We start from the raw sequence: 15,395 nt of genomic DNA on the forward strand, positions 1-15,395 counted from the left end.
GGGAATTACATGCTAAAAATCGTCAAACGGATTTCACTGACTTCAGCTATTGCAGCCACGTTGTTCATGGTTATCCAAGTTTTATCAGATCTTTATTTGCCGACGCTCACATCAAATATCATTGATAAAGGTGTAGCACGAGGTGATGTTGATTATATTTGGCAAACAGGTTTTGTTATGATTGGTTTTTCTTTGATTAGTATCATCGCAGCGATCGCAAATACCTTTTTTGCTACACGTGAGTCACAAAAATTAGGAAAGCAATTACGTACCGATGTTTATAAAAAATCTGAAAGTTTAACAAAAGATGCATTTGACAAATATGGTACAGCATCCTTGATTACCCGCACAACTAATGACGTGACACAAATCCAGATGGTTACGCAAATGTTTTTAAGAATGATGATCAATGCACCGATCACATTGGTTGGCGCAAGTTTTCTTGCTTATCAAAAAGATCATCAATTAACCAAAATTTTTTTAGTAGTTATTCCAATCATGCTAGTGGTGATCGGCGGAATCATGTTTTTTGCGGTACCACTATTCAAGAGCATGCAAAAGAAGACAGACCGTTTGAACCTAGTGTTTCGTGAAGGATTAACAGGGGTAAGGGTAATCCGAGCGTTTGATAAGACACGTTTTGAAGAAAATCGATTTGATTTAGCAAACAAAGATTATACAAATACAGCAATTAAAGTCAACACGATCGTTGCATTGATGATGCCGATGATGACTTTGATTATGAGTGGAACAAACGTAGCAATTACTTGGTTTGGTGGACACTACATAGCAGATATGACGTTAGAAGTCGGAAACCTAATTGCATTTATGACGTATGCTATGCAAATTTTAATTAGCTTTATGATGCTTTCAGCTATTTTTATCATGGTCCCTCGAGCGCAAGCTTCTGCTGATCGGATCAATGAAGTATTAGATGAAAAAGTAGGTATCTCAGATCCTGAGAACCCAACTGAGGTGACTCCTGCAGGTAAAGCTGCCACAATCTCATTTGAACATGTCAACTACCGGTACCATGGAGCTGAGAAACTGGCGTTAGAAGATATTGACTTTTCAGCAAAATCAGGCGAAACTGTTGCGATTATTGGTGGAACTGGTTCGGGTAAATCTACTTTAGTCAATCTTATCCCACGACTATACGATGTCGAATCAGGAACAATCAAGATTGATGGTGTAAGTATTACCGATATGACTCAGTATAATTTGCGTGAATTGATGGGCTTTGTTCCACAAAAAGCCATGTTGTTCTCTGGCACGATCAGAGAAAACATGCAGTACGGCAAAGCAGATGCTACTGATGAAATGATTTGGAAAGCGTTAGAAATCGCCCAAGCCAAAGACTTCGTTTCAGAAATGGAAGAGGGCTTAGACAGTCATGTTGAACAAAGCGGAGGAAATTTTTCTGGTGGGCAAAGACAACGTTTGGCGATTGCTCGAGCATTAGTCAAACCAGCTGACATTTATGTATTTGATGATTCTTTCTCGGCTTTGGACTTTAAAACAGATGCAAAATTACGTCAAGCTTTAAAACAAAATATGAAAGAAAGTATTACGGTTTTAGTTGCACAACGGGTAAGTACAGTAATGGATGCGGATATGATCTTAGTCCTTGATAAAGGAAAACTAGTTGGCAAAGGCACACACGATGAACTTCTTAAAACGAATGAAACCTATCAGGAAATCGTTCATTCACAATTAAGAGAGGAGGATCTAGCATGAGTAAAGGAACGACCAAACCTTCTCAACGACCAATGCCTGGCGGCGGTCACGGACCCGGTCGAAACATTGGGGCAAAAGGAGAAAAACCAAAGAATTTTTGGGGCACAGTGAAACGTTTATTTGGCTATATGTCAAAACGCTCGGTTGCGATCATTGCTGTATTTGTATTAGCGATCGCAGCAGTCATTTTCCAGATCCAAACACCAAAAGTATTAGGGAGAGCAACTACTGAGATTTTTAATGGGGTGATGGCTGGTGCAAAACAAATGCAAGCGGGGCAACAAATTTCTAAATTCCCAATTGATTTTGATAAAATTGCTCAAATCATCGCCACGGTTATTGTGATGTATTTGATTTCTGCAGTATTCAATTTCTTGCAACAATTTATTATGACACGAGTATCACAACGAACAGTTTATGAGTTACGTCATGATCTAGAAGCAAAAATGAATCGAGTACCGATTTCTTATTATGATACACATACAAATGGAGACATCATGTCTCGTGCAATCAATGATATGGATAATATTGCCAGTACCCTTCAACAAAACTTAACACAGTTTGTAACAAGTGCAGTTACTTTGATCGGTGTCATCGTTATGATGCTTTCTATTAGTTGGCAATTGACGTTAGTGGCTTTACTGATGATTCCATTGAGTTTGATCGTCGTGATGATCATTGCACCAAAATCCCAAGTCTTTTTTGCAGATCAACAAAAAAGTTTAGGTCTCTTAAACAACCAAGTAGAAGAAACCTATGGTGGTCATACGATCGTCAAAACTTTCAATCATACAGCCAAAGACCAAGAAGTTTTTGAAGAAGAAAACGACAAGTTATATGCTGCTGGGTGGAAAGCGCAGTTTATCTCTGCCATCATTATGCCTTTGATGAACTTCGTTAAAAATCTTGGCTATGTATTTGTTGCTGTATTAGGTGGGGTCAAAGTTGCAAATGGGAATATGACACTTGGGGACGTTCAAGCGTTCTTACAATATACGACACAATTCTCACAGCCGATTACTCAACTTGCAAGTTTAATGAATACGATCCAGTCAACTGTTGCATCTGCGGAACGGGTTTTTGAAGTGCTGGATGAAGAGGAAATGTCTGATAAAAAATCTGGGTTACCTGTTGAAGAGAACACACCATATAAAGTTCGTTTTGAAAATGTTCAATTCGGTTATACCAAAGATCAACTATTGATGACAGATTTTAATCTGGATGTGAAACCTGGAGAAATGGTGGCAATTGTTGGTCCAACTGGTGCTGGTAAAACGACCTTGATCAACTTGTTAGAACGTTTCTATGATGTTTCTGGCGGAAGTATCCGTTATGACGGGGTAGATACGAGAGATTTATCTCGAGATAACTTACGTGCTCAATTTTCAATGGTTCTGCAAGATACATGGCTATTTACAGGTAGCATCTACGACAATATCAAATACGGAAACGATGATGCAACTGACGAACAAGTGATTGAAGCAGCCAAAGCTGCCCATGTTGATGACTTTGTTCGCAAACTGCCTGAAGGTTATCAAACGGTATTAAATGAAGATGCCAGCAACATCTCCCAAGGGCAACGACAGTTAATCACGATTGCTCGGGCATTTTTAGCTAATCCGGATGTATTGATACTTGATGAAGCAACTTCTAGTGTGGATACTCGGACAGAGATTTTGATCCAAAAAGCGATGAATCGTTTATTAGAAAATCGAACAAGCTTTGTAGTAGCTCACCGTCTGTCAACCATTCGAGATGCTGATAACATTATTGTCATGAACCATGGTTCAATTGTTGAAACGGGAAATCATGATCAATTGATGGAAAAAGATGGATTTTATGCTGATTTATATAATAGCCAGTTTTCCGAAGAAGCTGTTTCTTAACAATTCATTAATAGTAAAACGCATGGAAAGAGCATCTGAAGCGTTCCATGCGTTTTATTTATTATAATGAATGTTATTTAAAAATAATTGCAGTATTGCGTGGAAAATGCGAAAATTCTCACATTTTTTTTAATAAAAACCCATTTATTGCTTGAAAGAAATGTGAAGCATCGTTAAAATAAAGCTGGACGTAGAGGGGAGCAAGAAAAATGAAAGAATTTAAATTGGGGTCTACTACTTACCTAAAAAGTGTAGCAATCCGGGTTAAAGATAGAGATAAAATGATTGATTTTTACAAAAATACGATCGGTTTTGATTTGAAACGGGAAGAAAATGAATTAGCTATTTTAGGGACACAAGAGCAAAATAGTGAGATGCTATTGCTAGAAGAAAGTCCTAGAGCGCATGATTACATTGGGGAAATCAAAAAACTGAAACGTTTTTCATTGATTATTCCAACGGTAGCAGAAATGGCTGATATCCTTTCCCGTATCCGTAAAACAAACTATCCAATTGAAGATGCGTTAGAAGATCAAGGGCGCATGGGGATCTTACTTAAGGATCCAGAAGGTAACGAATTAGAAATTTATCACGAAGAGGACAATGTTCAAGAACGAAGTCAACCAGAAGCAATGGATCAAGAGTCATTATTACGTAAGTCAGAAGAGCGTTACAAAAAATTATCCGCTAATTCTTACTTTGAAAAAATCCATTTAAACGTTTTTGATAGCGAAGAAGAACGCCGTTTTTTAAGTGATTTACTGGGACTAAAAGTTCGGGAAGAAAAGAACGGATTACATGTTTTAAATGAAGGGAACTTCCATGTAGGAATCTCAGAAGCAAATAGTGAGGCATTAGCATTGCCGACTCATGAAGTATTAGGTTTAGATTTCTTGAAATTCGTGATTGATCAAGAAAGCATGGAACAGTTGATTCAGCATTTAAATGAAACTGCAGTTGACTTCTTTATCGATCAAAGACATACTGTGTTAGCAATTTATGATGCGATTGGTATCGAATGGTGGTTTGTGATCGATACAAAAAAAGCCAAAAAATAAAGCGAAGACAAATAATTGAATAGGTAGAAATAGCTCCTAACGATTTGATGTTTAGGGGCTTTTGCTTTTGTTCATTGTTGGCAAAGCGCATCACAAGCAACAACGGAAATCGAAAGCTGATTTTTTGTTCAATATATAAAGAGATACCAGAAACAACTCTTCAACTAAAGAAGTTTCTCTAAGATATAAGATGATGGAAGAAAAGTTGATTTAAAAAATTTTTTTATTGTCATCGGAGCTACCCGATGTTTTCACGACCTTTATCTACTTGCATCCTCTTGGAGAAAGCTATATGATTTGACTTAGCATGATGAACAAAAATTGATTTCTTCGACAGAGAAGGAGAATAAAATGTACCCAGAAACGAAACAGTTGATTTTAAATAAACTTGAAGAAGGTCATTATCCTGGTGTTGTTGGTGCGTTTATTAAGCATAAGCATGTTGAAACTTTTTCAGCAGGTCATGCACAGATCGTACCTGAAACCCAACCAATGACAGCAGATCTATTATTTGATGTGGCTTCTTTAACAAAAGTGATCGCTACCACCAGTCTAGTGTTACGCTTGTGGGAAGATGGTAAAGTCGACTTAGACAAACCGTTACACCATTATTTACCGGCTTTTGAAAATGAAACAATCACGATACGACATTTACTGACTCATACATCAAATATTGAAACTTGGATTCCTAATCGAGATCAACTCTCTCAAGAACAGCTGATCGAAGCCTATTTAAAGCTTCAACCTGGTGATCAGTTAGGGAAATTAGTGAAATATACAGATGCAGGCACGATTTTATTAGGATTGATGCTTGAAGAGATTTTCCAAGAGCCAGCCACAGAATTATTTGAAGAACAAGTATTAGCGCCTTTAGGGATGATGCACAGTACGTTTTTACCTTATCCTTCTAAAAGAATTGTTCCCACACAACAACTCGCTTCAGGTGAGGTTTTGCGGGGAGTTACACATGATCCTAAAGCGAGAGTACTCGCTGAGCATGCAGGAAATGCTGGGTTGTTTCTTGATTTAGAGGACAGTATTACCTTTGTAAAAATGTATTTGAATTTAGGGAAAGCTGAAAATGGGCGTTTTTTAGAAGAACAAACGATTCGCTCGCTTTTACAAGATCATACGCCAACGAAAAAAGGCAATCGTTCCTTAGGATGGGATTTAAAAAAAGGATTAGAACAACAGCAACCAATTCTTTTTCATACTGGTTATACGGGCACGTTCTTACTAATTGACATTATTGAACAAGAAGCATTTATTTTCTTATCAAACCGTATCCATCCAACGGATCATCGTGAAGCTTATATTCGTTGTCGTGATGAAATTGTTGAAAAATTTTTGAAAGAGAAAGCGTTATTAAAAAAATGATGCTATAATAACTATGAACATTGAGAGGAGTTTGAACTATGCAAGAACCTATGTTTTTAAAACCAGTTTTTCAAGAAAAGATTTGGGGAGGCAGCCGTTTAAGATCAGTATTTGGATTTGATATACCTAATGATAAAATCGGTGAAGATTGGGCGATCAGCGCACATCCACATGGTGTAAGTGTCGTTGAAAACGGTGAATACCAAGGACAAAAATTAGACGAGTTATGGCAAAACCACAAGGAATTGTTTGGCAACCCAACTGAGCCTGTCTTTCCATTATTAATTAAAATCTTAGATGCAGAAGATGAATTATCAGTACAAGTCCATCCAGATGATGCTTATGGAATGAAGCACGAAGGTGAGTTAGGAAAAACAGAATGTTGGTATATCATTGATGCTGAACCTGGAGCAGAAATCATTTATGGCCATCATGCAAAAACAAGAGAAGAACTTGCTGAGATGATCCAAGAGGGTCGTTGGGATGACTTATTGAAAAAAGTCCCAGTTAAAAAAGGCGACTTTTTCTATGTCCCTAGTGGAACGATCCATGCAATTGGTAAAGGGATCATGATTTTAGAAACGCAACAAAGCTCGGACACGACTTATCGTGTATATGATTATGACCGTAAAGATGCAAATGGCAATACGCGTGAATTGCATATCCAACAATCAATTGATGTGACAACTGTTCCAGCTATTACGCCACAGATTCAAATGAAAGAAGTACGTAAAGGGAATTCTTCGATCGTTACGTATTTAGAGACCGAGTTTTTTAATGTTTATGAATGGGATATCAAAGGAATCACATCATTTAAAAAACAAGCACCTTATACATTAGCGACAGTAATCGATGGAGCAGGAGAGTTAGTTGTTAATGAAAAAATTTACCCATTAACTAAAGGGGCAAGTTTTATTTTACCAAATGATGTGACAGAATGGACGGTTCAAGGAGAGTTATCAATCATTGCCTCTGAACCAGGTAAAGCATCGAAATAAAGAATCAGTGATTTATTAGTTAACTTTGCAGATGGTTATTTTTTCTGATTAGTGTTGTGAAATAAAAAAAACTGAGCCTTGTGTTGTGAATGTCTTAAGTTAGACCAAGATCTAACTGAAGCAAGTCAGCACAAGTGTTCAGCTTTTTTGTTTTAGAATGCTGGTAAAAATGAAGCTGCTGATTGCTAATAAAAAATTAGGAAAAATAGGTTCTTGAAATAGCTTTCAATCTGTGGTATATTTTCGGTGTAGAGTTAAAACGTTTTAATTATTGATGAATGGCGTTTGATTCAATTAATATGTAATATGGAGTGATGAAGGAATGAACACTGTAACAGTTATCGGTAGCATTAATTTAGATCGGACCATCCGAGTCAAACATATGCCTAAGCCAGGAGAAACGATCCACACGAAAGAAACATTTTCAGCTGGCGGAGGAAAAGGAGCAAACCAAGCAGTTGCTGCAAGACGTTCAGAAGCTACTACTCATTTTATTGGAGCGATTGGTACCGATGAAGCTGGCAAAACAATGGCTGAGCTTTTAGAACAAGAAGAAATCAATTTACAAGGTGTAGCAACTCTTGAAAACCAAGCGACTGGTCAAGCTTACATCATTGTTGATGATGCTGGGGAAAATAGTATTATGATCCATGCCGGAGCGAACAATGCGTTTACACCAGAACAAGTTAGACAAAACAAAGCGATCATCGAAAAAAGTGATTTTATCATTGCACAGTTTGAAAGCGCTGTAGAAAGTACGATTGAAGCTTTTAACCTAGCAAAAGAGGTTGGAGTAAAAACAATTTTGAATCCTGCCCCAGCATTAGAAAATGTGCCTGAAGAGTTATTGAAAGTAACAGATATGATTATTCCTAATGAAACAGAAACAGAAATTTTAACAGGGATTTCGATTACGGACGAAGAAAGCTTAAAACAGGCTGCAGCTCACTTACATCAATTAGGAATCGAAGTTGTAATCATCACGATCGGAAGTAAAGGCGCATTTTACTCGATTAAAAACAGCAAAAATGGGATCGTGCCAGCGTTCAAAGTGAATGCAGTCGATACGACAGCTGCAGGTGATACATTCATTGGTGCGATGAGTAGCATGTTAGCAACTGATTTTAGTAATTTAGAGGAAGCAATTACCTATGGAAATAAAGCTTCTTCTTTGACTGTTCAACGTTTTGGCGCACAACCTTCTATTCCATATAAACAAGAATTGAATTAAGAAAGGACGTTTTTATTATGAAAAAATCAAAAGTAATCAATTCAGATATCTCTCGTGTAATCGCACAAATGGGACATTTTGACACATTAAGTATCGGTGATGCAGGTATGCCCGTGCCGATGACAACTGAAAAAATCGATTTGGCTGTGGATAATGGTATTCCAAGCTTTATGGAAGTCTTGAACAATGTGCTTGAAGAGTTAGAAGTTCAACGTATTTATTTAGCTGAAGAAATCAAGTCAGAAAACCCTAAAGTATTATCGGAAATTCAACAACGGCTACCTGAAACACCTATTACTTTTATCCCTCATAGTAAAATGAAAGCTGATTTGAATCAGTGTCATGCGTTTATTCGCACAGGGGAAATGACACCTTATGCTAATATTATTTTAGAAAGCGGCGTCGTTTTTTAAAAAAGAAGGAGGAATAGTCTACCATGAATACTACCGCGCTTTTAATTGGCTTAGGCCCACTACTTGGTTGGGGGTTATATCCTACGATCGCATCTAAGATCGGGGGACGTCCGGTCAATCAAATTTTAGGTTCAACATTAGGAACATTGATTTTTGCAATTGTTTTTGCTTTATATAAAGGAATGGAGTTACCAACAGGATCTGACCTGACTTTTTCAATCTTATCTGGTGTTGGTTGGGCAATCGCCCAAATCATTACATTCCAATCCTTTACCTTGATTGGTTCTTCTCGTGCAATGCCTATTACTACTGCTTTTCAATTATTAGGGGCTTCATTGTGGGGCGTGTTTGCTTTAGGAAATTGGCCAGGCGCTACTGCGAAAGTCTTGGGTGCCTTTGCTTTAGTTTTGATTATTTTAGGTGCTTGGATGACTGTTTGGACTGAAAAGAAAAATACAGAAGGCAGTAACTTATTGAAAAAAGCGGTCCTTTTGTTAGCAGTAGGTGAAATCGGCTACTGGGCTTATTCCGCAGCTCCTCAAGCAACTTCAATTGATGGAATGCATGCCTTTTTACCTCAAGCAATTGGTATGGTAATCGTTGCTGTTGTTTATTCAGCTGTTTTAAGTTTTAAAGAAAAATCAGCGTTTGTCGAAGTGGTCTCTTATAAACATATTTTTTCAGGATTTTTCTTTGCCTTCGCTGCTTTAACTTATTTAATTTCAGCTCAACCAGATATGAATGGGTTAGCAACAGGGTTTATTCTTTCTCAAACATCCGTAGTATTAGCGACACTGACTGGTATTTGGTTCCTAGGACAAAAGAAAACCAAGAAAGAAATGACTGTTACAGTTATTGGACTAGTCTTGATTTTAGCTGCTGCTACGATCACTGTAATGATCTAACTCTTCCCCAAAACAAAATAAGCTGAACTGAAAGACATTGATTGACTTAAGTTGATCAATGTCTTTTATTTTTTTTGGAAGAATCGCAAATAAATCGTAATTATAGAGTGAGGAGGGGTTTACGTGTTACGAATCTGTTCAAAAAAAGCAATTCGAAGTAAAGCACTAACGATTCGATTATTTGATGGTTCTACGTGGGCTAATTTAGGGAATGGACAGTTTATCAATCAAGAGACAAAAAAAGAATTACCTGACTACAAGATTTATCCACAAATAAAAACAGCCGTTTCTTCTGGCGGTCTTATCTTTGCTAAACGAAGGAACACAAAACAAAACTTACAGTACGTGGAACGACCAATGAAAGTAAAAGCTTGGCAAGTTTAGTCGTTGCAAAAAAACATATTTGTTCGTTGAAAACGTTATATGTGAGCATCATTACTGGTTAGCAATCTAACTGATAACGATGATTTGCTGTCAATCTTTATCGATGCTCAACTAAATGACAGTCCTGTTAGTGTTGGCATGCTAACAGCAAAAGTATGACTAGAATCTCTCACGGAGGACGGAACCGATAACTGTGATTAATGGTTTGAAGAAAAATTTCTTACGTAATGTTTTTTCCGAGGACCGTGAGGATATGGGTTGGCTTTTTCCTAAAAAAGTCAGGTTTCCATTTATCCTAAAAATGGTGTGGCCTTAAAATTTTTAAGGAGTGACAACTTGATGACAGAACTCCAGCGATTATTAACTTTTATGCGTAGTAGTAAAAGAAAACAGATTACTTTGCGTGAATATGAACAACTTGTTCATCAAGATGGATGGACAAATGGAGACAAAGCAAAATTGATCAATCAGATACAAAAAAGTGGCGTTTTAAGGTATGACCGCACTAAAAATGAATATGTGATTCGCTTGATTCAGTAGCGAATATTTTGATTTTTAGTGTCAGTAGTAATTCTATGTTTATGAGAGAACTTTTGTAGATAAGCAGGTTTATTATCAAAAAACAGGAGAATTTCGATGAAAAAATACCAGTTAATTGTACGCATATTTTTGATCATTCATTTATTATCCGTTTCGTTTTGCCGACCACTTGTTGTTTTAGCAGGAAATTTAGAAAATACAGATCAAGACGATCGTAAGATAAGTTTTCTTCAAGAGAATCAGTTGATTCAAACTGAAGACGGCAAATTATATACGACAACTCTTTCGAATTACATCACTCACTCGATTCATGCTGCTTTAGGAGAAACTCAAACCCACCAACGAAACAATCAAACGATTTATGTTGACCCCAATGCTCATATCTCCAATATTGATATTCGCTTATCGAACGGTGTACGTGAATATGGCTGGTACGGTAAACGGATCAACAATGAAATTGCCTTGTGCATAGAACCAGGTGCTGCACTTAATCTTGGAAATAACTCTGGCTATACAGTCGCTGAGCGAAATACTGAACAGATGAAAAAAATTTCTTTGATTAAGTATTACGGGCTGATGGTTTCGGGCCACACGTTGAAAAAAGAATTGATGACTCAAATTTTGGCATGGGAACAACAAGGGATTACACCGTTGAGTATTTCAGGGGTATTTTCGATGACGGACTATCAAACCTTTAAATCTGCTGTCATGAAAAATGTCAATTATTTCTATACATCACCTTCTTTTGACAAACAAACGATAAACTTAAAAGTTGGAGAAAGTATCACCTTAACTGACACGACCCATGCCTTTAGTAATTATCAGTCATTACCATCTTTCGTCTCACAAGGACTAAGTATTTCTAAAAAAGGAAATCAATTAACGATTCTTGCCAACAAAAATGCAGAAGCGACTAGTCGAGTTGAATTTGACTATGATATTGCCTCTACTTTTCAAGGTGTTCCGCTAATTTATCAACACCCATATACCCAAAATATGATGGTTGGCAGATTAAATGAACGTAAAAAAATTTCTTTAACCATAACTGTTTTAAAAAACGGCAATGCCCGTGTACGCAAAGTAGATGAAACGACCAAGCAACCATTGGCAGGTGCCGTTTTTCGTTTTACTACGTCTGATGGAAAAACCAAAGAAATCACTACAGGTTCTGATGGCTATGCTACCTGGAATGATTTGTTAGTCGACACAAAAGTCACGGTACAAGAAATCAAAGCACCGAATGGCTATGTCCTCAATGCCACACCTCAGACAGTGACCATCAAAGCCAATGAGACCACCACGATCAGTTTAGATAATAAAGAGCAACTAGCAAATCTCAAAGTGATCAAAGAAGATGAAGAAACAGGCAGTAAACCACAAGGGGCTTCTCAATTGGTAGGAGCTGTTTACGAATTAACCGATAAGAATGGGACTTCTATTAGTAAACTAACGATGCAAGATGTCAATGGCATAGCACAAGCAGAGGTGAAAGGATTAAAGTTAGGAACCTATTATCTCCAAGAAATCGAACCGCCAGAAGGCTACAATTTGGATGATACAAAACATACCGTTAACCTCACGTATGCTGGACAAAATGAAACCGTAGCGCTTCACAGTAAAACGGTGACTGATCGAGTCATCAAAGGAAATGTAGAAGGCTATAAGTTTGGTTCACGCCCCTTGATTCCTCAAACCGTTTTTGAAGTAATTGCCAGACTGGCGAAAGAGCAACAGGGGGTAAAGCCACCTTTAGAAGGCGTTGAACTGACAGCTACTTCCCACACCACTGGACAAGAATATGTCCAAGTCACTGGTAAGAACGGGTATTTCAAGTTTGAGAATCTACCTTATGACACTTATACCATTGAAGAAACCCAAGGTGTGGATGGCTATTTATTGATCGAACCATTTGAAGTGACGATCACGGAAGACGGTTATACCCATTTCTTTTTATTGGAAGATAAAGTGATTGAATCTCGATTGCATATCATCAAAGTGGATGAAGAAACAGGCGAGAACATACCTTACGCAGGCGCTCAGTTCAAAATTTTTGATACTTGGGCAAATGAAGGAGAAGGCGAATTTGTTTCGATGGTGCGACCAACTGACACGGAACAGACCGAGATTTTTGAAACTAATGACAAAGGCGAAATCATTACCACAGAAAGTTTGCCTTGGGGTGTGGATCGCTATGAACTCCATGAGATCAAAGCACCAGAAGGATATGTACCACTAGAAGAACCACTCATTTTTAGTGTCACAGAAGAGAATGCGGATGCCTTGATTCGTTTAGAAATTCCGAATCGCTTAGCTCGACAAGATATCCAATTGATCAAACGAGATCGGTTGAATGAACAACCATTAGAAAATGTCCCATTTCATTTATACAACATAGCAACGGATGAAAATGGAGAATTGACTGAAACCTTAATTGAAAAATATTTGACTGATAAAGAAGGGAAAATCAATGTAGAGGCACTACCTTATGGCAACTATAAATTTGTTGAAGTGGAACCTTTGGCAGGCTATTTACCATTAGAAGAACCAATGGATTTTTCTGTCACGGTTGAAAAGGATGGCGAACTACTTGTTCTTGAAGCCTACAATGAACGGGAACCATTAGAGTTGACCACTTTATTTACCGATATTGCTGGCGAAAAAACACTTGACCCAACAGTAGATAATCAGTTGAAAGATGTGGTGTGGGTCAAAGGCGAGGCAATCGAAATCGGACACACTTATACTGTTTTTACGCAATATAAGAATACGAAAACAGGAGAAGTGGTCAGTGAAGCGACATCAACTTACACTCCAAAGAACAAAGAAGATACATTTGAAGTATTTCTTGAGTTGAAGGCAAATATCCTCAAAGATAGCGATCAATTAACAGCGACCCACGTCTTATATTACGAAGAAGAGCAAAAAAATGAAGTAGGACGTGAGGATGATTTAAGGAACAAAGATCAGACAATTACATTAAAAAAAGAAAAATTATTATTAAAGCAAAGCATATTGCCAAAAACGAATGAACGACGTTCGCTGGAGATGGTTCTTCTTGGATTGAGCTTGATTATTATCGTTAGCAGTTATCTTTATCTTCAAAAAAAGCAGAAACATGTAAAGTTGTGAAAAAATTGATTTCGCTTATTTTTACTAAAAGTATGATCAAAGTGTTTAGAAGATAAAAGAAAGGATGGTCTAAAGAATGGTGAAACGTTCAATCGTTGTAGATCAGTTATCGAAAAAGAATCTAGGCAGGATAAAATATGGACTTTTGTTCCTTTTTATCAGTGGAAGTATCACAGGAATTACTAGCATCTACCTAAGTCACAATCAGGAAAAAACAGTAGCAAGTAAACAAAAACAAGTAGCAAATATCATTGATACAAAAAACTTAGAAAAAGAAGAAATACCCACTCATTCATGGAACAATTTGACTATTTTAGTTCTAAAACTGAGGGAACGGAATTGCCACTTCAACAACTAGAGCATGAGGTAGCGCAATTAGTCGTTGCCTTTGCTAAAGAAAAAAAGAAAACAGAAGTCACAACTTTAGAAACTTCAAAAGAAAGAGCGGATAGTAAACAAGCCCCAGTCTATGAGGCCCCTCCAGTTTCTATTGAAAAAGAAAAGAATCGTGAGAGTGACCAAACGACTTGGCAGAAACCACAAATTTCACTAGCATCCACTTACATGGTCATTGAGCAATATAGTAAATTTGAACCAGCAGACTATTTTGAGATTCTCATGGGTAACGACGCTCTTCCCACAGTCAAACATAATTTTATTGACACGTCGAAGCTGGGCGAGCAAAAATTTACGATCCGTGTCACCGACTCGGCAGGAATGTTTACAGATGCCACCATCTACTTTTTTGTTAATAGCTTACCGAAAATCAACTTGAAGCAGACGACAATGTACCAGCAGATCGGTGTACCAGTTGATTTGTTAGCAGGAGTATCCGCAATGGACCAAGAAGATGGGGATTTAACCGCAAAGATTGAAGTCGAAACAAATCTAGATATCAACAAAGAAGGAAGCTATGAGGTGCTTTATTCTGTCAATGATCGACATGGGGCTCAAGCGAAAACGAAAGCGTTTATCAAAATTGAAAATGATGCACCGGTAATCCATATACCCGATTGGATTGACCATCAGATAAATCAAGAGTTGAATATTTTCGACTATGTGAAAGCTTGGGATAGGGAAGACGGAGATATCTCATTAACTAAAACCAATATCTTAGAAACTAATTTTGATTCCAATAAAGAAGGAAAATATTTCTTTAGGATTGGCAATGTGCAAGATCGATATGGAAAATATGCAGAGGAGAGGCGACTTCTCGTACAAGTAACGAATGAAGCCCCTAAAATCATCCAGGCGGATCTTCAAGTCAATGTTTTCTCTGCTTTGAAGAAAGAAGATTATTTTGCACAACTGGTTGTTTCAGATCGAGAAGATCCGTTAGAACGATTAAATATTGAAATAGATGAAGCAGCATGGAATCGGATCGATACATCTAAATTAAGAAAATATTTGCTTCCTCTTAAAGTCACTGATACAAATGGCAAAACAACCAGTGGTTATGGGAAAATCACGGTCATCAATGAACCACCACGATTTATAGGCATAGCCGATAAGGTGCTAGCTATTGGAGAGGCATTTGATCCGCTAGCAGGAATTGAGGTTTACGACAAAGAAGAAACATTATCTTTAACAGATGTCGAAGTGACTGAAAACGTCGATGTCAACAAACCAGGAACTTACACTGTCAGTTTGAGTATCAGTGATTCTTTTGAGCGGGTACATGCTAGTTACCAAGTAACCATTATGAATCAACAAGCGATAGAAAAGGAGAAAGAATAA

13 protein-coding genes are annotated in these 15,395 nt (G+C 37.5%); all 13 read left to right on the top strand.

The genetic code is table 11. The annotated features are described in order from the left end of the window. Window positions 1–9: 9 nt before the first annotated feature. The 13 genes from AB3I42_RS00535 (at window position 10) to AB3I42_RS00595 (ending at window position 15,395) form a co-directional block, all read left to right on the top strand. The gene (locus AB3I42_RS00535) at window positions 10–1,737 is read left to right on the top strand and encodes an ABC transporter ATP-binding protein (protein WP_081125300.1); all 1,728 of its coding nucleotides are present in this window, start codon (window positions 10–12) and stop codon (window positions 1,735–1,737) included. Then, a complete protein-coding gene (locus AB3I42_RS00540; RefSeq protein WP_010738420.1) occupies window positions 1,734–3,623 on the top strand; it encodes an ABC transporter ATP-binding protein in 1,890 nt (629 codons plus the stop codon). Before AB3I42_RS00535 ends, AB3I42_RS00540 begins: the two co-directional genes overlap by 4 nt. 209 nt (window positions 3,624–3,832) lie before the next feature. Next, complete coding sequence (locus AB3I42_RS00545) at window positions 3,833–4,681, top strand: VOC family protein (RefSeq protein WP_368022190.1); 849 nt, start codon at window positions 3,833–3,835, stop codon at window positions 4,679–4,681. 351 nt (window positions 4,682–5,032) lie between these two features. Continuing rightward, the gene (locus AB3I42_RS00550) at window positions 5,033–6,058 is read left to right on the top strand and encodes a serine hydrolase (RefSeq protein ID WP_010738418.1); all 1,026 of its coding nucleotides are present in this window, start codon (window positions 5,033–5,035) and stop codon (window positions 6,056–6,058) included. Between the two features lie 38 nt (window positions 6,059–6,096). Next, on the top strand, window positions 6,097–7,056 hold the full coding sequence (gene manA, locus AB3I42_RS00555) for a mannose-6-phosphate isomerase, class I (RefSeq protein ID WP_010720024.1): 960 nt from the start codon (window positions 6,097–6,099) through the stop codon (window positions 7,054–7,056). 322 nt (window positions 7,057–7,378) lie between these two features. Then, window positions 7,379–8,287: a ribokinase gene (rbsK, locus tag AB3I42_RS00560; RefSeq protein ID WP_010738416.1), complete on the top strand. Its 909-nt coding sequence runs from the start codon at window positions 7,379–7,381 to the stop codon at window positions 8,285–8,287. 17 nt (window positions 8,288–8,304) lie between these two features. Next, complete coding sequence (rbsD, locus tag AB3I42_RS00565; protein WP_010720022.1) at window positions 8,305–8,700, top strand: D-ribose pyranase; 396 nt, start codon at window positions 8,305–8,307, stop codon at window positions 8,698–8,700. Between the two features lie 23 nt (window positions 8,701–8,723). Continuing rightward, complete coding sequence (locus tag AB3I42_RS00570) at window positions 8,724–9,605, top strand: ribose/proton symporter RbsU (RefSeq protein WP_010720021.1); 882 nt, start codon at window positions 8,724–8,726, stop codon at window positions 9,603–9,605. A gap of 123 nt (window positions 9,606–9,728) precedes the next feature. Continuing rightward, window positions 9,729–9,989, top strand: coding sequence for a hypothetical protein (locus AB3I42_RS00575; protein ID WP_010738415.1), 261 nt, complete (start codon window positions 9,729–9,731; stop codon window positions 9,987–9,989). 339 nt (window positions 9,990–10,328) lie between these two features. Then, a complete protein-coding gene (locus AB3I42_RS00580) occupies window positions 10,329–10,529 on the top strand; it encodes a hypothetical protein (protein ID WP_010720019.1) in 201 nt (66 codons plus the stop codon). Between the two features lie 96 nt (window positions 10,530–10,625). Further along, entirely contained in the window at window positions 10,626–13,658 is a 3,033-nt protein-coding gene (locus tag AB3I42_RS00585) for a SpaA isopeptide-forming pilin-related protein (RefSeq protein WP_181914637.1), read from the top strand. A 76-nt stretch (window positions 13,659–13,734) separates the two neighbouring features. Then, a complete protein-coding gene (locus AB3I42_RS00590; protein WP_258924864.1) occupies window positions 13,735–14,016 on the top strand; it encodes a hypothetical protein in 282 nt (93 codons plus the stop codon). Next, window positions 13,998–15,395: an immunoglobulin-like domain-containing protein gene (locus AB3I42_RS00595; protein ID WP_368022191.1), complete on the top strand. Its 1,398-nt coding sequence runs from the start codon at window positions 13,998–14,000 to the stop codon at window positions 15,393–15,395. The genes AB3I42_RS00590 and AB3I42_RS00595 overlap by 19 nt, the downstream gene beginning before the upstream one ends.

Source organism: Enterococcus sp. C53 (assembly GCF_040887425.1).
Lineage (GTDB): Bacteria > Bacillota > Bacilli > Lactobacillales > Enterococcaceae > Enterococcus_B > Enterococcus_B hirae.

What these genes read in the sequence shown, in the direction of transcription:
- AB3I42_RS00535 (WP_081125300.1), top strand. Translation starts at nt 10, where the DNA reads ATGCTAAAAATCGTCAAACGGATTTCACTGACTTCAGCTATTGCAGCC.
- AB3I42_RS00540 (WP_010738420.1), top strand. Translation starts at nt 1,734, where the DNA reads ATGAGTAAAGGAACGACCAAACCTTCTCAACGACCAATGCCTGGCGGC.
- AB3I42_RS00545 (WP_368022190.1), top strand. Translation starts at nt 3,833, where the DNA reads ATGAAAGAATTTAAATTGGGGTCTACTACTTACCTAAAAAGTGTAGCA.
- AB3I42_RS00550 (WP_010738418.1), top strand. Translation starts at nt 5,033, where the DNA reads ATGTACCCAGAAACGAAACAGTTGATTTTAAATAAACTTGAAGAAGGT.
- manA (WP_010720024.1), top strand. Translation starts at nt 6,097, where the DNA reads ATGCAAGAACCTATGTTTTTAAAACCAGTTTTTCAAGAAAAGATTTGG.
- rbsK (WP_010738416.1), top strand. Translation starts at nt 7,379, where the DNA reads ATGAACACTGTAACAGTTATCGGTAGCATTAATTTAGATCGGACCATC.
- rbsD (WP_010720022.1), top strand. Translation starts at nt 8,305, where the DNA reads ATGAAAAAATCAAAAGTAATCAATTCAGATATCTCTCGTGTAATCGCA.
- AB3I42_RS00570 (WP_010720021.1), top strand. Translation starts at nt 8,724, where the DNA reads ATGAATACTACCGCGCTTTTAATTGGCTTAGGCCCACTACTTGGTTGG.
- AB3I42_RS00580 (WP_010720019.1), top strand. Translation starts at nt 10,329, where the DNA reads ATGACAGAACTCCAGCGATTATTAACTTTTATGCGTAGTAGTAAAAGA.
- AB3I42_RS00585 (WP_181914637.1), top strand. Translation starts at nt 10,626, where the DNA reads ATGAAAAAATACCAGTTAATTGTACGCATATTTTTGATCATTCATTTA.
- AB3I42_RS00590 (WP_258924864.1), top strand. Translation starts at nt 13,735, where the DNA reads ATGGTGAAACGTTCAATCGTTGTAGATCAGTTATCGAAAAAGAATCTA.